This window comes from Marivirga sp., assembly GCF_024636815.1.
Taxonomy (GTDB): domain Bacteria; phylum Bacteroidota; class Bacteroidia; order Cytophagales; family Cyclobacteriaceae; genus Marivirga.
The window spans coordinates 1-24,588 of the sequence record NZ_JAGXGF010000194.1 but is presented as its reverse complement, the minus strand read 5'-3'; the positions used below and the strand labels follow the sequence as shown (position 1 = coordinate 24,588).

Here is a 24,588-nt window from a genome sequence, read left to right as displayed (position 1 = left end):
TAAGATCGCTGTAATTTAGTCCACCATCAGTGCTTAGCTGCCATTGATAGGTTGGCAGGGTAGTGGCTCCTGCGTTAACCACGAAAGAAGTACTTCCTGCCTCACAGATAGTACTTGATGTTGGCTGAGTGGTGATTTCAGGTTTTTCATCAACGGTTAAGGTTGCGGCAGTACTTGTTGCCACTGCATTACATGGGCTAGCGGCTCCATTGCTAACTAGAGCACGGTATTGATAGCTGTTTTCGGTACTACTGATGCCGGTCAAGGTTAAGGTAGCGGTAGTTGCTCCACTGTAAAGCACAGTATTGGTTAAGTTGCCAAAGCTGACACCATTATCAGTGCTAAGCTGCCATTGGTATTGCAGATCTGCCCCCTGTGCGGTAAGGCTGAAGCTGACATTGCTACCTTCACAAGCGGTTGCATTAGTTGGATTAGCGGTGATATTAGCTTCTTCTTCCACAGTTAGGATTGCTGGATCACTTGTAACACTTGGTGTACAAGCCCCACTTACGATTACCTTGTATAAATTTCCATCTTCTGTGGGTGTGGTTCCTGTAAGGTTTAGGGTAGCCGTTGTCGTGCCTAAATAAATTCCTGCATCGGACAGGTTGCTATAGGTTATTCCTCCATCAGTACTTTCCTGCCATTGATAGGTTGGTGAGGATGTTACCCCTGCATCTACGGTGAAGGAAGTATTGCCCGGGTTCTCACAAATTGTACTGGAGGAGGGTTGGGTAACAATTTCAGGTCTCTCATTAATTGTTAAAGTAGCAGATGTACTAGTGACATCAAGCCCACAAGTTGCGCTAACTACTACATCATAGGAATTCCCATTTTCAGTTGAGGGTACATTAGTTAATATTAAAGTAGCAGTGGTTGCTCCACTATAAATTCCACCATCAGCTAAAATGACTCCGTTTTCTCTCCACTGATAAGATAAGCCATCGCCTGAAGCAGCTACTGAAAACGAAGTATTATCGTTTTTACAAATTATTTTATTTGTTGGATTTGTATTTATTGTAGCTGGGGCACTGTCCACATTAAGTAGTGCATCTGCTGAGGTTTCGAAGCAATAATCATTATCAACTACTACTCTGTAAGAATATCCATTCATTGAGGCTGCTGCTGAAGAAATATTCAAAGTAGCTGAATTAACACCCGAATAAATACCACCGTTTAATATATTTACAAATCCTGTACCATCATTTTCCTGCCACTGATAGTTAAGAGTTCCTCCAGATGCTCCTACACTAAAAGATGCAAGAGATGATTCACATACAGTCGTGTTTTCAGGGGGTGAAGTAAATGATATTAATTCTGTACTTGATAAAGAGGCTATTGAAGTTCCGTCAGGGAAACCAATGATATTGTAAGTTGTTGCCCCGGTTCTAACAATATCCCCTGACGAATTTCCTGTTATTGTTCTTACTTCAATATTATTAAAATCTAAATAGTCAATATCATTATTAACATTTCCAGTTGCTGCATACGAAACTGTTACGGTAATTTCAGATGCAGTAACGTTTATAACAGCATTGCTCATGTCACCAGTTACATCATAATTTATTGAGCCGACACCTGGTCGAAATTCAAAACCAGCAGGGGCTGCTAATTTTAAAATTCGATCAGTGCTATTAGTCCCTTGGATTTCACCTGGATTATTTTCTTCGATATAAAACTGAACAGATCCGCCAAAATAATTAGCTGGTATAGGATTGTAAGATCCATCTGGGCAAATATTATTTAAGGTTACAGTACCAATAGTTACTTGCCCATAACTCTCCCTCCCCATTACCAACAATGAGCTCAAAAGAACAATAAACCTTATATAATTGTAAATGTGCTTCGTATCTTTTTAGTTTAGTGTAACTTACAATATAATAAATTGGGGAGTGACTGACAAATTTATATCTAATAATAGAATTTTACTAAAATTTAATCTTCATTAAACCGATGGCTGTCGAATTATTTTCGAATGTTTTTTGAGATAGAATCACTAGTATGTTTCCAGCTTCATTTTCAATTTTTTTTATGTTATATAATCCAGTACTAATAAATTTAAGATTTTGATCTTCAATTGGCTCTCCTGCTTGTGAAAATTTCAATAAAAGGGAATTATTATTAATATCAGTTTCATCTATTAAAGCCATGATGATATTTCCATCATCATCTTCTGTTAGACTTGAAACTTTATTTCCATACTCGGTGGTAGTATATATTTTTTGACCAACATTATTATTAACCCCTGTGTATTCTTTAGAAATGAGAAAAACCGTGTCAGTATTAACATAGTTCCCAGCTATATAATTTTTTCCATTGGAGTGAAATAATATATCACCGAAAGCTTCATCTGTATCTGTTCCAATATATATTCTTTCACTTGCACCTGACTCCAAATTAGTATAAATATCCCAACTTATATTTAAAGATACGCCATTTACTTCTCCATTTGGATTTTCGCTAATATTCTGCCCCATAACCTCGTATACTACAGAAGGGGTGTTTCCTTTTCTAATTTTGAGGCTTCTACTGTTATCATAGACAATAGCATCAGGTTTTTCCCTAATTTTATCAAATAATGAATCATTTTTATTATTAAAACTTGCAGAAGTAATATCAAAAATTTGCGTGATTCTATTGGAAGCACCGGTAGGGGACTCTCGAATACGACCTACAGCTATTAAATTAGGAGGGATAATTAAAAAATCATTAAGTTGAACTGGATTATTTTCATTTATCGTTAAAATTTTGAATTCAGCTGAAATAGTATCTTCAGAGTTGACATTATCCGCACGAATAGGAATGCCATCTAAATTAGATTTAATTAGTATATTCTGGCCAATGTTTGCTTGGGAGGGGTCTGATTTTCTGTGACCTAAAATTAATACTGAATTATCATCTTCATATAACTTAGCACTGACAGCTTCGTCAAAAGTAGGAGTATTGATTCTATGTAAATTTCTCTGCATACCGTCTGTACCAACATCAATTATAATAATATCAGAATTTTCAGTTGATTTTAAATTTCCAACTATAATGTAACCACTTGCATTAGGCTTACAAATAAAATCAACAGCTTCTACATTTAGAGATACCGCGTATAATTTATCAAAACTTGGAAGTTGATCCTCCGGTAATGGATCCAAGTTGCATGATGTTATTGTAAACATCAATATAAATAAAGTCTTTATGTAGCTTTGAAATTTCATTGAAAGTTAAAGTATGGAATATTAAAGGTAAAATTTAGCTGATAGATTAGATTTACATAGTTATCATCCTTAAGAGCCATACCGTTAAATAAAGTTCTAGTTGAGGCTTTTTTTATACCTTCTTCATTTAAATGGTTACGAAAGTAATTACTAACTCCAAATTTAATTTCACCATAATTCTCTCCCAATTTTATCATTGTTCCAAGATTAGCATTTAAAGCAATATTAAGTTTAGTCCTGTAGGAGTAAAGGTCATCACTTTTCTCAATAGTTTCTTCATCTGGTGACTTTTCATATTCACTATTATAATTTATAAAATCATAATTAAGATTAAATCTTCCACTTGTCCCAACCTCTACAAAAGGTTTCCATTGATAGTAATCTCTATAATATCTTAGATTTAAATTAAGATTTATACCGTCATTATTACTATCATACTCAATAGTAGTGATATTTTCGTTATCATAATCGTTTATTTCAGAGTAAGAAAATTTTTGATTTTGATACTGAAGTTCTGCTCCAACCATTATGTTCTTATAAATAGGGTATAAATATTGAATACCAAGCTGGGGATTTGACAATTTTTTACTGTAGTCAGGATCATGATTTCCCAATGGATTTGTATTTCTAATTAATTGAGGCCTTATGATGTTATAATTTAATCCAGCGGTAATCCCTAAAAAGTATTTAATATCGGTATCAATTTTTCTGTAAAGAGAATACAGTTCAGAGGGGTCAACATTTTCAATTACTTGATAATCAGTTTTTAAGTTTAATAATTTAATCAAAGTTGTTTTTGCTTTTTCCTGTTGATTTATATTGATGTAAGTAAGGGTTAGTAACCTTAAAGCTTCTATTTTTTCTACTTTATTGAATCCCTCTTCTAAACAATCATTTAATTTCCCAGGTACAGCATATAGATTTCCACTGGAATAATCAGCTCTAGCCTCATTCAAACTTCTTTCACAACTTGATTGAGCAAATATCTTAGCTGTTGAAAGTATTAAAATAAATAATGTTATGATTATGTATTTCATTATTTCGACTGATCAATAAATTTACTTTGTTCAAAAACTGGGCTATAATCCAGGTCATCACCTATATATCGGTCCCATTCTTCTTGAGTGATATCTCTACTGATTTTCTGTTTTAGAGTTTCCGCCAGTAGTTTACTTTTTATAGGATATAATCTAAAAACCTGATCTTTACAACCTGCAAAAATATGGGAATCATCTAGTAAAGCAATGGCATTTACCCATGAGCCCGGCTCATTTATGATCATTGGAAATTCGTCAGGATCATTCAAATTCCAAATTCTTATGGTTCCTCTTGTACTGGCCGAAATAATTTGATTTTCTGCTTCGTTGAAAGTTATATCGGTCATAATTTCTCCATCACTACCTCTAAGCGTAATGGAATTGGTGACATTATAACTATTATCCAAATAAAATAAATTTACTTGTCCAGAATTATCGCCCGCAGCCAAAAGGTTGTTGGCATAAGAAATAGAATGTATATATTTATCATTGGCTTCTCTAATAGTTGTTTTAACTTCTTTAGAGCTCAAATCCCATAATTCAATTTTGCCATCATTATTACCTGTAGCTAATAGGTTATCATTGATGAGTTCCATATCATATATTCTGCTGTTAGTATTCAAATAAGGTTCTAATTTGTTGTTTTCAAATTTATAAATATAATTATCTGATGCGGACATGTAAAAATCTGTTTTTCCTTCCATAAAAGTTATATCGAAAGCATAACTATTGGGTAAGGAGTATTTTTTTACTTCTCTGATTCTTTTGGAAACATCAATTACATAAAAATCAGATCCATCTGTAAGTGCTACTAATCTTTGATTTTCTTTATCTACAAATATTTTTTTAACAAATACGCCTTCCTCATCAAAAATCACCATACTTCTAGTGGCAGTCATGTTTTCTACCTCCCAGGCATTAATTCTTCCTGAAGTACTGGTTGTATATAAATATTTATTTTTCACAAATTGTAATGATCGAACATCGGTTGATTTACTTTTAAAGGCATTAAAATAATCCGGATCAAAGTTTTTTACAGCGTAAAATAATCCATTATATATATCATTATTGCTGTCATACCCCTCATTATTAATGTTAAACTTAAAACCCAGATAGGCTAAAAGTCCTTGAAGTTGATCATCTTCCATTTGATGTGATTTCACAGCCAAAGATTGAGCTATTGCTCTCAAACTTAGTTGCCTTGAATTTTTCTGTTCGTCCTGTAATTTGACATTAGTTTCTTCTAATTTTTTTTGTTGCTCCTGTGCAAATTTCCTGGCATCAATTTCTTGCTGAGCTTTAATAGCAAGTTCTTGTCTTGCACGTCTTTCTACATCTTGTGCTTCTTGTGCAATTAGAGAGCTTAATACAGCTTTTTCTCTTTCATAATTTGCTCTAATACTCGACTTGTTTGCTTCAATTTGCTGTCTTTGAGCTTTTAGTTCGTTTTCTTTGGCTATATCCGCATTTCTTTGTGCTGCCTTAGAATTTAATTCAGCTATTTCCCTTTGTCTTTCTGCAAGATTACTTTGATTGAAAGCATAAAATAGAAAGATAATTGAAAGCACTGCAGCAGACCCTAAAACCGTGGCTATAATTTTCGAACGTTTTAGTCTTCTTCTCTGAAGAAGCTCTTTAGTTTCAAGTTCTTTTTTATAAGAGTCTTCACTTTTCTCTAAGAAAAGGATTACAGCTTCAAAATTATTTTCATATTGAAGTGCCCACTTTAAAGTAGGTTTCGTACTGTTTCTCCATTCAATGGCCAGCTGTAAATCTGGTGGCCTCCATAATCCTCCGCTTCCTTGCTGATATTTATTAGCCGCTTCAGATAACCGCAGATAAATATGAGCAGATTGCGATTCTTCATGTACCCAGTTTCTAAGTCTATACCAAACCCGCATTAAAGCCTCATGGCTAATATCAATTACTGAATTACTATCTAATTCAATTTCTTCACGAGGTGTTAAGAGTGCACGACCTTCAATTCGGAACTTATTAATGATTTTTATGAGTGTAAATTCCTCTTCATCAACTATTTGGGCAATTTCTTTTAAAGGAGTAGGCCTTCTAATTCCATCATTATCACTTCTTTTTTCAGTTATGGTTTTAAAAAGTTTTTCACAGATTTCTTTTTCCTCCTCATTTAATTCATAAAAAGCCTCATCTGCATGTCTTGATAAAGCTTCATTTACACCTCCTATAGCCTCATAGTGAATAAAATCTAATTGTTCGCCTTTTGCTTCGCTTTCCACCCAATAATCCCAGGTCCTCATTAGAGCGTGTTGCAATACCGGGAGTTGATCGAAACGATCTCCCATATCATTAAGTAATCTTTGAACTAATCTATTTGATATTTTGGCATCACCAACTGCTATCGGCCCAGTGATAACAAGCTTTTTCTGTTCCCTAGTCATTTGTGGAATCAGGTAATGGCTATCATTAATTTTGTTGGTTAATTCAGGGAATTGTTCACAATCGCCCAAAAAATCTGATCTCATTGATAGCGCAATATAAATAGGTAATTCTGTCTGACTTATAGCCTCTAAAATCAGATTTACATAAGCTAATGATTCATTGATGTGTTTGGTTTCTCCTAATTTTCTAAATCTGAAAATTTCTTCGAATTGATCTAAATATAATAGAAGGTTTTTACCTTTTAAATGTTTGTTAAGCTTGAATAATTCGCTAATACCTTTTGTGCTCTTATTAAGAACCGCTTCAAATAAGTGTTCGTTTATAAGGCTTTCAGCAAAATCTATTTCTTCTTCCTTCGTTTTAGATTCTATATGCTCTTTAAATCCAAAGGCTAAATTTTTAATTGGATCTAATCCTGGTTTGGCTGATATTATTTCCCACTCATTTCCAGCTTGCGAAATAAACCCACCATGTAAAGTAGGAATTACACCTGAAAACATCAGGGAGGACTTACCAGTACCTGAAGATCCTAATATATTGACAAATCGGTTTTTTTCGAGTATAGCCAATACCTCATCACTTTGGCCTTCACGACCAAAGTAAAGATAGCTTTCCTCAATTCCGAAAGGTCTTAACCCAGGAAATGGATTGAATTTGTTCCCCCTATTATAAATGTTGTTTTCTTGCACTTAAACCGCTAATTTTCTAACTACTTCTAATAATTGTTCCGGTTCATTTTTCTTAATCAATTGAAAACCTTTAAATTTTTCATCATTAAATATAGTGTTTTCATTGTATAAAATATATTTGCCTAAAATTTCTTTATTATTCCTGAAGCCTGGTGCTTTTTTTATTTCACCTGACATGGAGTTAAGCCATGGCAAATTATTTTTAAAAAATAAAATAAAGAAATAATCAGACTTTCTTAATAATTCGTAATGTAGATGTCTGTAATCTGTCACATTTTCTACATTGTCAATTAATTTTAATTCATAATTCTTTGAAATTGTTTCGTCATTTAGAAGTAATTCTAAACTTTGTTTTTTTATGATACTATCAGATATAATATAAATAATTTTTTTCACTGACTGAATTTCAGTTGTTGACTGATCCTTTATTTTACTAATATTCTCCTTGACGATTTCTTTAAATTCTTCTATAGTCGACTCGACTGCCTCAATATTAGGGTAGGGTTTTAATTGAACTTTTAATTCGTTGTAATATGCTTTTTTTTCTGGTTGTTGACTTTCAACAGGACTAAACCAGATCAATCTTTTTAATTCAGGTGTTTTTTCAAATGCTTTTTTTCTTTTTTCGCTGGTAAGCCCAATAAATTCATCGGGAAAATGAATAGCCATATCACACTTTTTCATAAAAAATTCCTCTGGATCTTCCATGTAATTAGCTTCTATTGAAAAATCTTCATCAGGAAATATTTCAGAATTAAATGCTTTTAGTTCTCTTTTTATGGTGTTTCTTGAATGATAATAGCTCTTATTCTTATCAGAGATAAATACTTTGCTACTAATTTCAATTTCTTCATTTTCCAAAATGGATATTGTATCAATCAGGACATCTGCAAAAACTTTCCAATAGTTTTCATTATTCTGAAATTTATTCCACCCCTCATAAGTTTCATAACTTTCTTCATTAATCAAGCTGTTATCATAAAATCGATAATAAGTAGGAGTTGAAAGTGATAATGGTAATTCCTCAATTTTAACAGGGGCTTTAAATACTTTTTTGATTTTGGAATTTATGAGAGGGATATCAAAATTTAAGGCTTGCTCAAGTTCTGTTGAATCTTGATTGATATTAGAAGCAAAAACCATAGCAGGAGAGAGGATGTAAAAAATTAAATCTGTATTATTAAAATCATCCTTTGTAATTAAATCTAACTCAGTTTTATAGCTTATTTCTAATTGGTTCTCTAGCTTATAAGCTATTCCTGTTTTTAAAAATTTTGCAAAATAATCTACCCAACCTAATTCCTGATCAGGACTTTTAATGTTGTCATTTGCAGTGAATTTTATGATGATATGATACTTCTGTTTTTTCATAATTTAAACCCTATTACAAGTATATCATCTGTTTGAGCATATCCATCTTTCCATTCTTCTATTTCTTCATGTAAAATAGTTTTTTGTTCCAATGCATTCTTTTCATGAATGGAAACCAGAAGTTTTTTGAAATTCCCTACCAAATATTTGAAGCCTTTTTCTCCTCCAAATTGATCTTGATAACCATCGGAGAATAAATAAAATGTTCTTTTTTTGCCATCAGTTAAATCTAAATGATGTGTTTGAAAATCTCTATCATCACCCCTTTGCTGCCCTCCAATAGCATATTTATCACCCTTAATTCGTATTAATTCATTGTCTTCAATATACATCAATGGATTTTTTGCACCAGCAAAGTACAATTGATTGGTCACGGTATTATAGGTTACAATGGTCATATCCATACCATCATTAACCTGAGTTTCATCCTGCCTAAGGTCAGAAATAATATCCTTGTTCATTTCAGTTAAGATTTGACCAGGATCATATATTTTTTTCAGTTTAGTAATATTGTTCAGTAAGTTCATACCCACAACACTAACAATAGCTCCTGGTACACCATGACCAGTACAATCTACTGCGGCTAAAATTAATAATTCTTCCCCTTTATCATTTGTAGCTTTATTAAACCAGAAAAAATCACCACTTACAACATCTCTTGGGAGGAAATAGACAAAGCTGTCATTAAAGGCTTTTTTGATTTCCACCTCAGTACTCATCAATGCATTTTGAATTCTTTTAGCGTAATTGATACTTGAAGTCAGCTTGCTACTGGTTTCTTCCAGTAAGTCTTTTTGTTTTTTAATTTGTTGGGTAGTTAATGATAATTCGTATTTCTGTGATTCAATCTGTTTATTTTTCTTTTCTAATTCACTTTTTTGAGATGTGATAAGTTCGTTTAATTGCTTTAGTCTTTCAGCTTTTAAGATCTGTAAGTGTGATTTTTTTTCCAAATCTTCAAGGCCTTTATGCAATTCCTCCTCTAGTTCCCGAGCCCTGCTGTTTTTTAAACTTATTACAGTTTTATATCCTATAAAGCCTAAGAAAAGAAGAGATAATGCACTTGTCAAATAGAACCAGTTTCGTTTCCAAATAGGTGGTGTTACATATATATTTATATTTGCCACTTCTTTACTTTCAATTCCATTGCTATTGTATGCTTTTAAGGTAATGGTATTAAGGCCATCTTCTAATTCTGTTAAAATAATTAACTCTCCATTATCAATTCTTCTTTCAGATTGATTAATACTTAAATTTTTATAACCAATTGTAGACTTGTGGTTATTTAAATGATTAATTATTTTGGGTTCTATAACTACCACTGAATTACTATTAATTCTTTTATTATCATTAATCAATGAAACTGTATCAATTGGATTATTAAAATCATCTAACTGATAAGAAAATGCATTTTCAATTCTTATACCTGGAGGTACTAGATTAGGAATTTCCTTCAAAGGATTATAAATCGATATTCCGTCTTCATTTAAAAACCACAGAAGATCTGTTGCGTCTTTTTCTACAGATTTAAAAAAGGTTGAGAATAGGAAGTCATTTTTATTATAAGACACAGGTTTTTGAAGTGTTAATTCACCATTTCTGTCACTGATTGGAAATCGCAGCAACCTATTTTTAGATGATACCCATAAATTTTCATCATTATCATCATAGATATTAAGAATGAGTTCAGAGTTAAGATTTATTTTAGTATCAAATTTGATTTCCCTAATATTTCCAATTGTATCAATTTTATGAATATTTGTAGGAGTAAAATACCAAAGACCATTTTTTGAAGGGATGATATTTTCAAGATTAATGGAGTCAGCTATTGATATTTTATTTTTAACATCACCTATGCTATCCAAAATGGTAACTGTATTATTATTTGAAAAAGCATATATTTTTTGATTAAAGAAAGTTATTTTCTTTTTGAAATCTACATTTTCTATTTTTTTGATAGGATCAAATTCAGCATTTGTTATAAATAAATTTCCATTATCATTTTTTGCTAAGAATTTGTTATTGGCAATAGTTTTTAATGGGATATAATTGCTTTCTTTTTTGATTAAATTTAAAGTGTTTCCATTTTCAGCTAATGAATAAATTGAATTATTAAGTGAAATCACCCATTCATCTTCATTCTGGAAGGCGAAAGATTGTTTTATTGGTTTGTTGGTTTCAGGAATCTTAATTCTTTTAATTCCTGAGATGAAATTATAATTTATAATTTCATTAGATTTAATAATTTGATTTCCGTTTTTCCCTGCAAAAACTTCTAAAGTATTTTCTTCAAATAATTTAGAAAACGCATTGTTTTGGGTGATTTTAAATAAGTTGTTTTTACCAAGTATCCATAAGTTATTTTCCTTATCGGTAAATAATCTTTGGCCTTTTATTAATTTATTTTCACCATCATAATAAAGAGGTTTAGATTTTATTAGATCATTAATCTTCAAAATATTTGGATCTTCTATGAACCAGGTTTTACTAAAATAATCAATGTAAAAATCAATTATTGCATTTTCATTTTTAAAATTTCTTGTGACTTTGCCATCGTTTAATTCAAAAATGGCATCCCCACTTAAAATGTATGAAATGGAATCGATTGAATTTATTCTTTTTGGCTTCAAATAGCCTGCAAAAGTTTTTATTTTTCCACCTTTTTCTATAACAGTCAATCCATTAGAATGACCTAATAACGTACTGTTATCATTAATTTCGAAACATCTAAATATCTCACCCTCCGTTGCTTCATAAATGCTCCTTAATTTATCATTATCCCAAACCAATAATTCAGTTTCAGAGATCATCCATAGCTGATTATTAATTTTTTTGAATTGTTGAATATTCTTATCAGCTAGTGTGACTAAAGAATCCTTATCAGTATAATATTGCAATAATGAATTTTGGGCGGCTATAAATAATACATCATTGAAAATTTGAATTTCATTTACATTATTGGGTAGCTGTAAATTCACATTCTTGAATTCTTCACCATCATAGCTTAAAATTCCTTTGGAGGTATTAAAATAAATTAAAAGATCATCATTTTGAGTAGCTGAGATGAAATCTCTCTCACCCAAGAATTCATTTAATTGAAATTGGTCTACTTTTTGTAATTGTCCGAAAATCGGCAAATTTACACAGATTAGAAGTACTAGAATGACAATATTTTTGACGTTAGATATCAAGCAGCGTTCTGATTTAATTCTTTAACTATTTTTTTTGAACTTTTATCTGGCAAGATATCAATATATTTTTGCATTATCTCATAATAGTCTTTAATAATATTCATTAAGATTATTTCTTCTACAATTAAAAAGCGTACATCCTGTTTGCAATAAAAATACACATGTTCGGTAGTGTTGTCATGATCCGATACCTTAATGATGTCTCTCTTGTCATAATTATAAAAGTCAATTCCATTTTTCGAGAAGGATAAGCTACCTGTCTCCAGAAGCCAAAAACCTAAATTAAATTCTTCTTCTAATGAAATTTGATGCTCACCTGCTTTTAAAACTTTAGTCTTAAAATAGTCTTGGAAATTAATGATTTCCGATATCGATAAATTATTCAAGTAAGGAATACTTATTAGGAAACTTATTTTATCATAAACCAAAAGATTATCTTCATTAATTTGCTTATTATTGACCACATCTAGATTTGAACAGATTAAGTAATCAATTTTAGAGGCATCATTTTCTTTTAAGCGGGATAAGAAAATAGTGTAGAATTCAGGTAAATTTTTGTAGATATTGGCAGCGGCAGTTTCTTTTAGTAAAAGATTTTTATTTAGAAATTCGGATGCAAGCTCAAATGGAATATCTTCCTTATATGTGTATTGTAGAATATTTAAAGCACATGATCTTGTCCAGCTATTAATTTGATCATATTCCATTTTAAGTATAAACCATATTAAATCCTCTTCATTATTAAATTTTGGTTTTAAATTAACGGAAGGAAACTCTTCTTGCATAGATTCTAAAAGAAGTTTTTCTTTAGGTGAGAACAAAACTTTTAGCTTATTTCTAACAGAAATATTATCATCTATTATTACATCAATTAGTGTATTTGAAGCTGCATGAAGTGATTTAGAATTTGTTCTGTAATTTTTAAATATTTTTTCAGTTACATCTGAATTATAATATAATTTAACAATGTTGATAATAAGGAAAAGAGATTCTTTATTCTCATTATCTATTGCATTTTTTAATAGTTTGAAATTTTCATTTTTGATTTCAAGTTGCTCTATTAAATAGCCATTACTTAAGAGCGTGATTATTAAATCATCAAATAATTTTCTGAAATTCTTTCTTTGATCTTGAGTTACTTTTATTTTATAAAGGATTATTTTCTTAGCGACTATTTTTCTAATGTTACTATCTGGTTCATTTAATGCCCTAAATAGAAGTTTATATCCATCTTCATCCCCAATTTTGCCTATCAAATTAAAGCATGACTCAACGAACAATAAGTTTTCTTTTCTTTTAGAAAATTCAATTTCTAAATACTTGATTGATTTATTTCCAATTCTATGTAAAGCTAATTGAGCCCAATAGCTTAATTCTGGCTTTTCTAAATGTTCTATTAGTAAAGATATTATGTTGATGTCATTGTAATAACCAGCAACTACACAAGCAGGCTTATTAATGGTTACTCTATTGTCATTTAATAACTTTATAATTATGTTCTTATCATTATTTGAGATTTGTTTCCTTATTAAACCTTTAATAATTATTATATCGTTAGACTGTTCAATAAATTCATAGGTGTTTTGAATTTCTTCTACCTGATGGTCTATTTTAACTAGATATTGATGGACTTCAAGTATAATATTATAAATAGGGTTTGAATTATTTAATTTTTCAATAATTGACTCCAAACTTTCTATTGCATCTATAGCAACAATTCTTTTTAAGGTAAATAATAAATATTTCTGTTCACTAAAGGTCTTTTTTGGGAAATCATCGTTCAGGACTGAAATTAAACGATAGGGATCTTTTTCATAAACACCTACCAAATTTTCATTAATATTTTCATTTATTTGTTGATGCTCTATGGATTGAAAATATCTTGGTATAGAATTATGGATTATTCTATTAGTTATAAATAGAATTATTGATAAAATGATTAGAACACCTACCGGAATAAAAAGTAATACTTCAACAGTTTGTGAAAAATAGTCATATGCTACCCCAAATAACGCAATGAATATAATTATAAAATAAAATTCATAGTTTTTAAAGGTTTTGAAAGAGTTGATTTCAAATATTTCAATAATCCCTTTTTCATTTGCATGGGTGAATATTAGCCATATATAATAAGCAAATGGAAGGCCTAAGATGAAAATTAAAGAGCCTACTATTCCGAATTCAATTTCTTTAGAGGTTGATTGAAAATTAAAGTAAATCAGAATTATACATAACAAGGAGAAAATTAAATTTGATATATTGAATAAATTTGAAAATAGGACTTGGTTTATTTTTGGTCTTAAATACCAATAAGGTTTTTGGATTAATTTGCTGTTGAAAATTGAAATCAATACTAATGATAAAATGCCAACTAAATAGGCTGAGTCCGGATTGAATAGACTATAAGCACCGAAAAGAAATACTGATGTAAGGCAACCAAAGCATAATAAGTTTAAAATGTAAGTAATTGTACTATACTTTTGAATATTACTTTTGTATAAGTTGTTGGCTATGTGTTTGTTCACAATCATAAATTAAATCTAAACTTAAATAATTGTTTAAACAACATTTCATTGATTATCGATTAAAAAGTTTGATTAATCGAATTTTTATTACAGGCTGAAATATTTATGAAGAAATGAGCAGGATATTCCCTATTATTGTTAATAATTAAAAATCTTTATTAATGAGTGTATTAGAAATTCCAGCCAAAGAAGCTGCTCCTTACGTACGGTTCGATGAAGAAAATGGAACTTTACAAATTAAAGGAAAGTCATATGATGATGATGTGGTGATGCTTTTTAATATGTTGAGAACAAAATTGAAGGCTTTTGGAAGTAAAAATCCTGAGAAACTGGATGTTAATATTTATCTGAAATACTTTAATACCTCTTCTTCAAAGTGTTTATTTGATCTTTTAACAGATTTAAAAGATTTAGAGGATAATGGTGTTCAACTAAGTATTATTTGGAACTTTGTAGAAGGTGATGAAGAAATGGGAGAGGAGATTGAAGATTTCAGAGATTCATTAGATATGGAAATTGAAATCAAGGCTTTGCGTGATGATTTAGGATAAAATAAAATTCCTATTAAACGGAAGTCACTTAATTAATCTGATGTAAAAACATCATAAAGCCAATAATTCATTTCCATTCCAATATTTTTTCTAGAGTATCCTTAAATTTTTTGGCGTTTTGATACCCTGGTACTGGTTGAATGGTTTTAAAATCTTCTTTTATATAAACTATAGTAGGGTAACCAGTAACCCCCATTGATCTAGCAATTATTTGAGCTGTAGTGGTATCTCCAGCCATAATGATAGGATCAGTATTTTCAGCATTTAGTTTCACAGCATAAAACTTTTCATTCACTATATCCACTACCCCAGGGTCCGAAAAAGTTTCTTTATCCATTTTTTTGCACCATACGCACCAGTTGGTGTAAACGTCTACAAAAATTTTTCTAGGCTCTTTCTGGTTCATTTTATAAGCTTCAGTTATACTAAGCCAGTTGATCTCCTTTTCTTTTAAATTTTCAGGTTTGGAGATAAAAGAAAAAAATACCAACAATGATATTATTGCTATGCTTATTAAGGTAGTCTTCATATTTATTAAATTATTATCCTAGTACCAAATTTAGGCTTTTGCAGATTCAAGATTTGTAACCTTTGTGACTTTTTTACTCATAATTCTTATATAAGTAAAAACTATTGCAAATATTAAGCCACAAACAGTTGCCATTGCGCCTGCTATTGAGGCATTAAGTGCTACAGCTAAGTAGTAACCTAAAATAGCACTGATGAAACCTATCAAACAAGTTAGCAATATCATAGTCTTTAATTTTTTACTTATTAAATAAGCAGTTGCTGCTGGTGCAATTAAGAATGCAACTACCAATATAGCTCCGACTGATTCAAAAGATGCAACCGTAGTGAAGGATACAAAAGCCATCAATAAATAATTCCAAAGAGTAGCTGAAATACCTAAAGCCACTGCATATTCTGGATCAAATGAAGTGATTTCCAATTGTTTAAACCCTATTGAAACAAATAAAATGACAAATATTAAAACTGAACCAATTAAGTACAGCGCCTTTGGACCTATATCTCTACCCGATGAAAGTATGATAGTATCTAAAGGTACATAGGCTATTTCACCATAAAGCACACACTCTTGGTCTAGATCTACCTGACCAGTAAAAGCTGAAATAAGAATTACCCCCAAGGCAAATAACCATGTGAATGTTACCCCGATAGAGGCATCTGTCTGAAGTTGTCCTTTTTTATGTAAAAATTCTATTATAATAGTGGTTAGTACTCCCAATGTCCCAGCACCTAAAAGCATAGTGACTGAATCTCTACTGCCCGACCATAAGAAAGCCATTACAATTCCTGGTAGGATAGCATGAGAAATAGCATCGCCTACCATTGCCATTTTTCGTAAAATTAAAAAACAGCCTAAAATTCCGCAGGCAATGGCAACTAATGTACCTGTTAAAATGATGTAGAAATCGGACATGGAATATTAAAGATAAAAGGCATCACCTATTTAAGTTGATGCCTATTTAGTTTTATTCTACTATAAATTTACCTTTCATTAATGCTACATGTCCGGGGAATGAACATATGAATTCATAAGTGCCTTTAGCAGGCGCTTCAAAAGTAATGGTAGTTTCCTCTCCACCACCTAATGTTTTGGTGTTGGCAATTACTTTATTGGCTTCTGCTTGAGGAATATAATCATTATCTGCAGCTCCGGCAGCTTTTTGCCCAAATTCCATTATGTCAGTTCCTTGCTTTAAAAGCACCCAATTATGACCCATTTGTTGTTTGGTCATTTCTCCAACATGCTTTAAAGTCAATTTAACAGTTGAGCCTGCCTTAACTTTCATCTCCTCTTTATTGAATCTCATTTGATCATTTCCTTCAATAGTCAATTCAACAATATTGGATTCATTGCTTTCTACGTTAGCAGTCTCTTTAGGTGCATTTTCCTTTTCCTTAGCTTGCTGCTGCATCATTTCTCTTGAAGTCATTTTGTTCTCTTCAGAGTTTGATTCTTCTGTAGAATTATTTCCTCCACAGGCGATAAACAAACTAATGCTTAAAATACTGAGTGTTAATTTTAGTAATCTCATAGTTTTATTATTTAAATTTTATATTAATTCTATTATACAATCGTATGAAAAGGGGATATGTTTTGTTTTTTATCATTTAATCATAAGGTATTTTTGAATTATGTGGATCTACTTCAGGATAGCCTAGCTTTTCTTCTAATTTCTTCTCCAATTCGGGTGTAATTAAGTGTTCAATAGTATCGGCATCTTCATGGACATGATCAGGAGCAATTCTTAAATATTCAGTAAGGTACAATTCCCACAGTCTGTGTAATTTAACCAATCTTGCGGCTTTCCGCTGTCCATAATCTGAAAGATAATAACCTTCTTTTGACCTTTTTAAATATCCATTTCTTTTTAATCTTACTAGAATTCTTTTCATCAATCGAATGGTGTAATACCGCTTCTCCCTCAATTTTTCTATAGATTTGGATTCGTCAAATGAATTTTCTGACTCGGCAATTTGATGAAAGGCTTTCAAAATATTCTCATCTTGTATTTGCCTTCTATTTTTTAATTGTTGCCATAAGCGAGAAATATATCCTTTTCTTGGAGCAAACATAATAGAAATAATAGCAAATGCAGATAAAACCATTACAACCCATGGACCAGTAGGCATATTGGGTGCAATGTAACTGATAAATGCACCTGATACACCCGAAAAACCTCCGATTGCTGCTGCTAGAATTAAAATAATGGACAAGCTACCAGACCAGTACTTTGCAGCTGCGGTTGGTGTAATCAGTAATGCAGCCATTAATACAACACCTACTGCTTGAATACCTGTAACTACAGCTAAAACTGTTAATGAGCTCAATAGAAATTCTATCCATTTTACAGGTAAACCAACAGACTGAGCAAAATCTTTATCGTAAGTGATGAGTTTTAATTCTTTGTAGAAAAGGAAAATCATAATCATCACGATAATGCTTATAACTGAAAATACAATTACATCCTGAACCAGCATGCTTGCAGCTTTCCCAAAAAGAAAGGAGTCCAATCCAGTTTGAGCGGCATTGCCTGATTGTTGGATATAAGTTAATAGCATGATGCCCACTCCAAAAAATACAGACAATATTAATCCGATAGCGGTATCTTCTTTGATTTTTGATTTCTTAACAATATAATCTACTGCAATTATTGAAAGCCAGCCTGTAAAAAAAGCACCGGTTATGAGTAAGAAGTAGTTTTTAGTTCCGCTTAATATAAAGGCAAGACAGACACCCGGTAAAATAGCATGAGCTATGGCATCTCCAATCAATGCCTTCTTTCTGAAGAAAGTAAAAGCCCCCACCACAGCAGCACCTGCGCCCAAAATGATAGTACCCAATGAAACATAGATTACATTGGCATCATCAAAATCAAAAAAGCTGAGAGCATTTTCCCACATAATATTATTCTCGGTTTGGAAATCTATGTTTTTGAATTAAATCACTGATTTCAGTCAATAAAGTCAGCTTTCCACCATAAGTTTCTTGTAAAAGCTCAGGAGTAAAGGCTTCATTTATTGGTCCTGAAGCTACCAGCCGCATATTCAAAAGAATGATCCAGTCGAAGTATTTAGCAACAGATTGTAGGTCATGGTGAACCACAATTACGGTCTTATTTTGAGCCGACATTTCACCTAGTAATTTGATTATGGCTTTTTCAGTTGCAGCATCAACGCCAGCAAAGGGTTCATCCATAAAATAGATGTCGGCCTGTTGAGCTAATGCACGGGCCAAAAAGACTCTCTGTTGTTGGCCTCCAGAAAGTTGTGAAATCTGGCGATCTTTAAACTCCTCCATTCCTACTTTCCTCAAACTATCCATTACTATATCTTTATCAGCTTTTTTAGGTCTTTTGAATAAGCCCAGCTGACCATATCGGCCCATCATAACTACTTCATAAACTGAAGTTGGAAAATCCCAATCCACACTTTCTCTCTGCGGTACATAACTGATTTTGTGCCGCATTTCCTCTAATGGCTTACCATTAATTTGGATATAGCCACTATTAAGAGGTAATAGGCCCATGATTGCTTTTAGCAAAGTAGATTTTCCAGCTCCATTTGGGCCAATTATTCCTATTAATTGTCCTTCCGGTAAACTTAAGTCCACATCCCATAAGACTGGTTTGCGTTCATAAGCAACAGAAAGGTCATGAATTTCTATTATCGGATTCTCAACTTGTCTATTCATTTTTCATTTGATTTGAATCCATAGTTAATCCCTTTACAATTTTTTCTACATTGGAATGCACCATACCTATATAAGTACCCTCAAAGGTGTCATCTTCTCCCATTGCATCAGAATATAAACTCCCACCAATGATTACGTCATGCCCTTTGCTTTTACATCCCTGCAAAACCGCTTTTATAGCTTTTTCTGATACAGAGGTTTCAGTATAGATAGCTGGAATCTCATTTTGAACAATAAAATCAACCAAGTTACTAACATCTCTCAAACCAAATTCCGATAGGGTAGAGATGCCCTGTAAACCTCTTACATCAACGTCATAAGCTCTGCCGAAATAAGCAAAAGCATCATGAGCAGTAACCAACACTTTTTTATCTTCAGGAATCAAATTGATTTGAGATTGAACTGCTTGATGGAGACTATCTAGTTGAATTGAAAATTCTTTTGCATTCTGATTATATAATGATTGATTTAAACTGTCGGTTTTTATTAATTCCTCGCTTAGTAATTGAACAGCTTCTTTCCACAAATTCACATCAAACCAAATATGAGGATCGAAGGCTCCCTGGAATTCTGTGTTATTAATATAAGTTTCATCTGGGAGTAATTCTGCCATAGCAATTACAGTTTTTTTTCGTTTCAATTTCTGAAGAACATCTCCCATTTTTCCCTCTAAGAATAAACCATTATAAACGATGATATCAGCTTGTTGTAATTTCTTTAAATCACCTTGAGTTGCTTTGTATAAATGGGGGTCTACACCAGGTCCCATCAAGGCTTCAATATTGGCCTTATCTCCAACTATATTTTCCACCGCATCTTTGATCATTCCGGTGGTACAAACTATATAAGTTTGCCCTTCTTTTTTCTCTAGTGGATTACAAGAGAATGTAAAAATAATAAGTGATATGAAAAGTATTAATTTAGTGTGTGACCAGTACATTTTCTGCTACTTCTTTACTGATGAATAATTTATTTTTTCCGTCAACGAGAATTTCCATCGAGCCATCAAACTCAACTTTTTCGGTAACTTTAGTTTTGGCTCCAAGGTAAATTCCTATTCGGTCTAAATGTTGTAAAAACATAGAATTGGTGTCTTTGACTGCTACCACAATTCCGTCACCGGAAATCTCAACCTCTGCCAAAGGTACTTGAGGCTTTTCTTTGAATAATCCATTTTCGTCTGGAATCGGATCACCGTGCGGATCAAACTTTGGATGCCCTAAAAAATCATCTAATCTCTGGATGAGTAGGGGGGACTTTATATGTTCTAATTGCTCTGCAATTTCATGAACTTGATCCCAATTAAATTTTAACTTTTCTACTAAAAAGACTTCCCAAAGTCTGTGTTTTCTTATTACCTGTAGGGCCGCAGTTTTTCCTTTTTCAGAAATTTTCACTCCCTGATATTTCCTGTACACCACCATTTCTTTTTCGGAAAGTCTCCGTAACATATCCGAAACGGAGGCAGCTTTTGTGTCCATTTCTTCTGCAATGGAATTTGTTGAAACATCCAATTCACCTGCATTCGAGAGATGGTAAACGGCCTTCAAATAATTTTCCTCAGCAAAACTAAGTTTCTTCATTTATATTAGAATTTAATGCAAGGTAAAATAAAATTAGATTAATCTAAAAATTATTTTAATAAATAATTAAAAGCTGCTTAATTAAGTTTAAATTGTATTTATGTGCTAGTTAAGATGAGTCTAAAAAATTATTTAGATAGTATTTTTTTAATAAAATCTAATAACATATCTTCCTGGCTCTCCCATTTTATTTCATTTCCAGGGCTTTTTATATAGAAGCTTTTTGAAAAGAATTCTTTATTGAAGTTGTCAATATCAGGTTTTATAAAATCCACACTGCATCCTGCCTGAAAATGATCAAGATAAGCCTTCCATTGAGGATGAGGCGGGATAATCATAGGTATCTCTAAAGCTAAGTAATCATATATTTTAGTAGGAAATCGTCCTGAAATGTTAGGATTTAATTGATAGGGCAGTAGGGCAATATCAGAATCTTTGATTTCTGAAATTATTCGGGACTGTGGGATAGGTTTGTCTGAAGTTTTTAATTGAATAAACTTAACTTCTCTTATTGCTGTTTTGACTAGTTTAAGGTATTGATAGTCTGATGAATAACCGATTATTATTAAAGTGATAGTAGGGTTTGTTTTATATAGTTTTTTACAAAAGTGTATTGCTTCTAATGTCCCATATTCCTTACCTATAGTGCCGCTGTATATGAATTTCAATGATTTATGATTCGAGTATTCAATAGGATAGATTCCCTGTTTTTGTGGTATCACTGATTTATTTAAAAGCTTTATATAATGCTTCTTACGTATAAAATTAAGTTGTTTTTCATATATTTCTTCTGCAAGAAAAAATCCATCCGTAAAATATTTTGATAGACTCTCATTTATTCGAATAAAGAGGGTTGCAAATGATTTTATGGCTCCACTGTAAATCTGGTTTTGTTTAATATTAAATCGGTAATTTTCCCGTATGTCATAAATAGTTTTAACGCCAAATAAAATTCTGATTAAATACATAAGCCACAGTAATTCAGGTGTATTGACTATGATAAGTTGAGGTTTTAATTTAAGATATATTTTCAGCACTAAAAACGGAGCCATTAGTCGCTTTATAGAGTTTCTTTTGAATTTAAAGATAGGGTGAAGAAAAATATTTTTGCATTCTACTTTCTTTTTTGATTCAAAGCCTATGATATTTACCTCATATTTATTTGTTTGCGCTAATGATTGTCCAATCTTATAACAAGAGCGAACATCATCGGCAGGTTTAAGAACCGATGCGATTAAGATTTTTATTTTATCATCCACAGATTAAAGATATAAACAGAAAATGGAATTTAAAGAATTTATTGAAAAGGCTTGGGACAATAGAGAATTATTAAAAGATAAGGATACTCAGATTGCAGTGAAGACCGTAGTCGAAGAATTAGACCATGGTAAAATTAGAGTAGCGGAGCCAGATGGTGAAGGAAATTGGAAGGTAAATGAGTGGATAAAAAAAGCAGTAATCTTATACTTCCCTCTTCAAAAAATGCAATCTATAACTGTTGGGCCTTTTGAATTCCATGACAAAATAAAGTTGAAAAAGGGCTATGAAAAACTAGGGGTTAGAGTTGTTCCTCATGCAATAGCTCGCTATGGATCTTTCGTAAATACAGGTGTTGTGATGATGCCTTCCTATGTAAATATTGGTGCCTATGTTGATAGCGGAACTATGGTGGATACCTGGGCAACGGTTGGGAGTTGTGCTCAGATTGGAAAGAATGTTCACCTAAGTGGTGGGGTTGGAATTGGTGGAGTTTTGGAGCCTATTCAGGCTGCTCCGGTTATAGTGGAAGACAATGCTTTTATTGGTTCTCGTTGTATAATTGTTGAAGGAGTTCGGATTGGAAAAGAAGCTGTTTTAGGTGCGAATGTAACCTTAACTGCAAGCTCAAAAATCATAGATGTTACAGGGGAAAAACCGGTAGAACATATAGGTTATGTACCTGAAAGGTCTGTAGTAATTCCAGGTTCATTTACTAAGAAATTCCCAGCTGGAGAGTATCAAGTTCCTTGCGCTTTAATCATTGGAAAGCGTAAAGAAAGTACTGATAAAAAGACGTCCTTAAATGCTGCTCTTAGAGAGAATAATGTTGCCGTATAATCGTTGGGAAATTGTTTGGCATTTAATTTGAGAAGAAGTCTATTTATGAAGAAGTTGATATTATTTTGCCTTTCTTTTTTTCTGGTTTATTCTGTTGTTGGTCAGAAAAATTATGAAGACTTATATTCAGAAATTCCACAAGAAGATTTTCCAGTTATTGAGAATATTCCATTTGAAGCAGGAGAGGAAATTGAGTATAAAATCTACTATAGTTTTTTTACTGTAGGTAAAGGGCAATTAAAAGTACATAAAAACCCATACAAGATCAATAATAGAGCAGCCTTTAAGGTTGATGTCAGGGCCAAAACTACTGGAATGGTAGATTGGGTTGCTAAAATTGATGATCATTGGGGTGGTTATATTGATACTGCATCATTGGTACCACACCAAGCTTATAGATTCATAAAAGAAGGGAATTACAGGAAAAATGAAATTGTTTCCTATGATCATAATTCTCAAATGCTGGAGGTAAAAACTAGGGGACGAAATGATGATGAGTACGGAAATCATATGTATTTTGAATTCCCACCTCAAATAAGGGATTTGATAAGTGGTTTTGCTTATTTTAGATCTGTTGATTTCTCCAAATTAATGCCCAATGATACCATTAATGTCCCTGCTTTTTTTGAGGATACTTTCTATAACTTAGAAATAGTATACTTGGGGGATGAAACTTTAGAATTACCCATTGGAAAGGTGAGGGCTCATAAAGTAACGCCAGTTATGCCTGAGACGAAAATTTTTGATGGAGAAAATTCTGTGCTAGGTTGGTTTTCAGCAGATAAAAATAAGATTCCTTTAAAAATAAATGCACAGCTATATGTAGGTTCTGGTGGAATAGAAATTACATCTTTTCGAAATATTAAATATCCTATCAACTTTGATATGAGTAATTGACGGTAATGAACAAATTGTTTATTATTTAGCTATTCCAGCTCAATTCAATTAATTTTGCATTTTTAAAATTTTATCATTCAATAATGAAGTACTTATCTATTATCATTTTATTTTCAGTTTGTTTAATTTCTTGTCAAGAAAAGGATGAGCTTGAAATTGCAAACCAATATTACAATTCAGGTGAATATGAAAATGCCATTAAATTTTATAATAAGCATTTAGAAATGAAGCCTGCCCATGAAATTGCTATTTACAATAGGGGTAGAGCCTATGAAGAACTGGGACAATACGAAAAGGCAGTTGATGATTTTTTAAAAGTAATTGAAATTAATCCTAGAAATATTGGAGCATATTTAAGCTATGGGAAACATTTTTATAGGGAAAGAGACTATGAAAATGCAGCTTTTCAATTTGAAAAGGCATATAAATTAAATACTAATGCATCACAGGCAGCTACTTTGTTAGCCAGAGCTTATCACAAAGCTGGTCAAGTAGAGAATGCAATGGAATATTATAATATTGCCATCAACAATGATAAAGATAATGCAGAAGCTTATTTATATAGAGGTGCGTTAAAGTTACATCTCAATCAATCTGGAGGCTGCAATGATATTCAAATGGCAAGAAATATTGGTTATGAAGGTGCAGATGATTTATATGACCAATATTGTAATTAATTATAAATCCTAATTGATTTGAAAGGTGTTGGATACAAATCCAGCACCTTTTTTTGTGCGTAAAAATTAAAAATTTACAAGAAGTAAATTAGCTTCTCCGTCTAACTGCTGATGACTTTGGCTAGCT

19 protein-coding genes are annotated in these 24,588 nt (G+C 31.9%); 4 read left to right on the top strand and 15 right to left on the bottom strand.

Annotated features, from left to right (window positions below):
- The 7 genes from Q0L29_RS14115 to Q0L29_RS14085 all read right to left on the bottom strand — a co-directional run.
- Positions 1 to 1,792: immunoglobulin domain-containing protein (locus Q0L29_RS14115; protein ID WP_367275797.1), on the bottom strand; the 1,792-nt coding region annotated here is incomplete at its 3' end.
- 136 nt (positions 1,793 to 1,928) lie between these two features.
- Positions 1,929 to 3,170: a hypothetical protein gene (locus Q0L29_RS14110; RefSeq protein WP_296622677.1), complete on the bottom strand. Its 1,242-nt coding sequence runs from the start codon at positions 3,168 to 3,170 to the stop codon at positions 1,929 to 1,931.
- A 35-nt stretch (positions 3,171 to 3,205) separates the two neighbouring features.
- Positions 3,206 to 4,246, bottom strand: a complete 1,041-nt coding sequence (locus Q0L29_RS14105; RefSeq protein WP_296622676.1) for a hypothetical protein — start codon at positions 4,244 to 4,246, stop codon at positions 3,206 to 3,208.
- The gene (locus tag Q0L29_RS14100) at positions 4,246 to 7,350 is read right to left on the bottom strand and encodes a High-affnity carbon uptake protein Hat/HatR (protein WP_296622674.1); all 3,105 of its coding nucleotides are present in this window, start codon (positions 7,348 to 7,350) and stop codon (positions 4,246 to 4,248) included. The genes Q0L29_RS14105 and Q0L29_RS14100 overlap by 1 nt, the downstream gene beginning before the upstream one ends.
- A complete protein-coding gene (locus Q0L29_RS14095; protein WP_296622672.1) occupies positions 7,351 to 8,721 on the bottom strand; it encodes a hypothetical protein in 1,371 nt (456 codons plus the stop codon).
- On the bottom strand, positions 8,718 to 11,858 hold the full coding sequence (locus Q0L29_RS14090; protein ID WP_296622671.1) for a SpoIIE family protein phosphatase: 3,141 nt from the start codon (positions 11,856 to 11,858) through the stop codon (positions 8,718 to 8,720). The genes Q0L29_RS14095 and Q0L29_RS14090 overlap by 4 nt, the downstream gene beginning before the upstream one ends.
- A 50-nt stretch (positions 11,859 to 11,908) precedes the next feature.
- On the bottom strand, positions 11,909 to 14,437 hold the full coding sequence (locus Q0L29_RS14085) for a hypothetical protein (protein ID WP_296622669.1): 2,529 nt from the start codon (positions 14,435 to 14,437) through the stop codon (positions 11,909 to 11,911).
- A 161-nt stretch (positions 14,438 to 14,598) separates the two neighbouring features.
- On the opposite strand from Q0L29_RS14085, the gene Q0L29_RS14080 reads away from it, so the two are divergent.
- A complete protein-coding gene (locus Q0L29_RS14080) occupies positions 14,599 to 14,988 on the top strand; it encodes a DUF1987 domain-containing protein (protein ID WP_296622666.1) in 390 nt (129 codons plus the stop codon).
- A gap of 67 nt (positions 14,989 to 15,055) precedes the next feature.
- On the opposite strand, the gene Q0L29_RS14075 is transcribed toward Q0L29_RS14080, so the two are convergent.
- The 8 genes from Q0L29_RS14075 to Q0L29_RS14040 form a co-directional block, all read right to left on the bottom strand.
- Complete coding sequence (locus Q0L29_RS14075; protein WP_296622665.1) at positions 15,056 to 15,517, bottom strand: DUF255 domain-containing protein; 462 nt, start codon at positions 15,515 to 15,517, stop codon at positions 15,056 to 15,058.
- Positions 15,518 to 15,547: 30 nt separating this feature from the next.
- Positions 15,548 to 16,429, bottom strand: coding sequence for a metal ABC transporter permease (locus Q0L29_RS14070; RefSeq protein ID WP_296622663.1), 882 nt, complete (start codon positions 16,427 to 16,429; stop codon positions 15,548 to 15,550).
- Between the two features lie 52 nt (positions 16,430 to 16,481).
- The gene (gene azu / locus Q0L29_RS14065) at positions 16,482 to 17,048 is read right to left on the bottom strand and encodes an azurin (protein WP_296622661.1); all 567 of its coding nucleotides are present in this window, start codon (positions 17,046 to 17,048) and stop codon (positions 16,482 to 16,484) included.
- A 76-nt stretch (positions 17,049 to 17,124) separates the two neighbouring features.
- Positions 17,125 to 18,417 (bottom strand): iron chelate uptake ABC transporter family permease subunit, encoded by a 1,293-nt coding sequence (locus tag Q0L29_RS14060; protein ID WP_296622660.1) that lies wholly within the window; start codon positions 18,415 to 18,417, stop codon positions 17,125 to 17,127.
- Between the two features lie 4 nt (positions 18,418 to 18,421).
- Entirely contained in the window at positions 18,422 to 19,207 is a 786-nt protein-coding gene (locus Q0L29_RS14055; protein ID WP_296622658.1) for a metal ABC transporter ATP-binding protein, read from the bottom strand.
- Entirely contained in the window at positions 19,200 to 20,147 is a 948-nt protein-coding gene (locus tag Q0L29_RS14050; RefSeq protein WP_296622656.1) for a zinc ABC transporter substrate-binding protein, read from the bottom strand. The genes Q0L29_RS14055 and Q0L29_RS14050 overlap by 8 nt, the downstream gene beginning before the upstream one ends.
- Positions 20,128 to 20,790, bottom strand: a complete 663-nt coding sequence (locus Q0L29_RS14045; RefSeq protein WP_296622654.1) for a metal-dependent transcriptional regulator — start codon at positions 20,788 to 20,790, stop codon at positions 20,128 to 20,130. Before Q0L29_RS14045 ends, Q0L29_RS14050 begins: the two co-directional genes overlap by 20 nt.
- Positions 20,791 to 20,918: 128 nt before the next feature.
- Complete coding sequence (locus tag Q0L29_RS14040; RefSeq protein WP_296622652.1) at positions 20,919 to 22,049, bottom strand: glycosyltransferase; 1,131 nt, start codon at positions 22,047 to 22,049, stop codon at positions 20,919 to 20,921.
- A gap of 22 nt (positions 22,050 to 22,071) precedes the next feature.
- Here Q0L29_RS14040 and Q0L29_RS14035 point away from each other — a divergent pair, with 22 nt between their 5' ends.
- The 3 genes from Q0L29_RS14035 to Q0L29_RS14025 all read left to right on the top strand — a co-directional run bounded on the left by Q0L29_RS14035 (position 22,072) and on the right by Q0L29_RS14025 (position 24,461).
- Positions 22,072 to 22,887 (top strand): 2,3,4,5-tetrahydropyridine-2,6-dicarboxylate N-succinyltransferase, encoded by an 816-nt coding sequence (locus Q0L29_RS14035; RefSeq protein ID WP_296622650.1) that lies wholly within the window; start codon positions 22,072 to 22,074, stop codon positions 22,885 to 22,887.
- Positions 22,888 to 22,932: 45 nt separating this feature from the next.
- Positions 22,933 to 23,784 carry a DUF3108 domain-containing protein gene (locus tag Q0L29_RS14030; RefSeq protein WP_296622649.1) on the top strand — a complete coding sequence of 284 codons (852 nt, stop codon included), beginning with the start codon at positions 22,933 to 22,935 and terminating at the stop codon, positions 23,782 to 23,784.
- An 83-nt stretch (positions 23,785 to 23,867) separates the two neighbouring features.
- Positions 23,868 to 24,461 carry a tetratricopeptide repeat protein gene (locus tag Q0L29_RS14025; RefSeq protein WP_296622647.1) on the top strand — a complete coding sequence of 198 codons (594 nt, stop codon included), beginning with the start codon at positions 23,868 to 23,870 and terminating at the stop codon, positions 24,459 to 24,461.
- Positions 24,462 to 24,588: the final 127 nt, after the last annotated feature.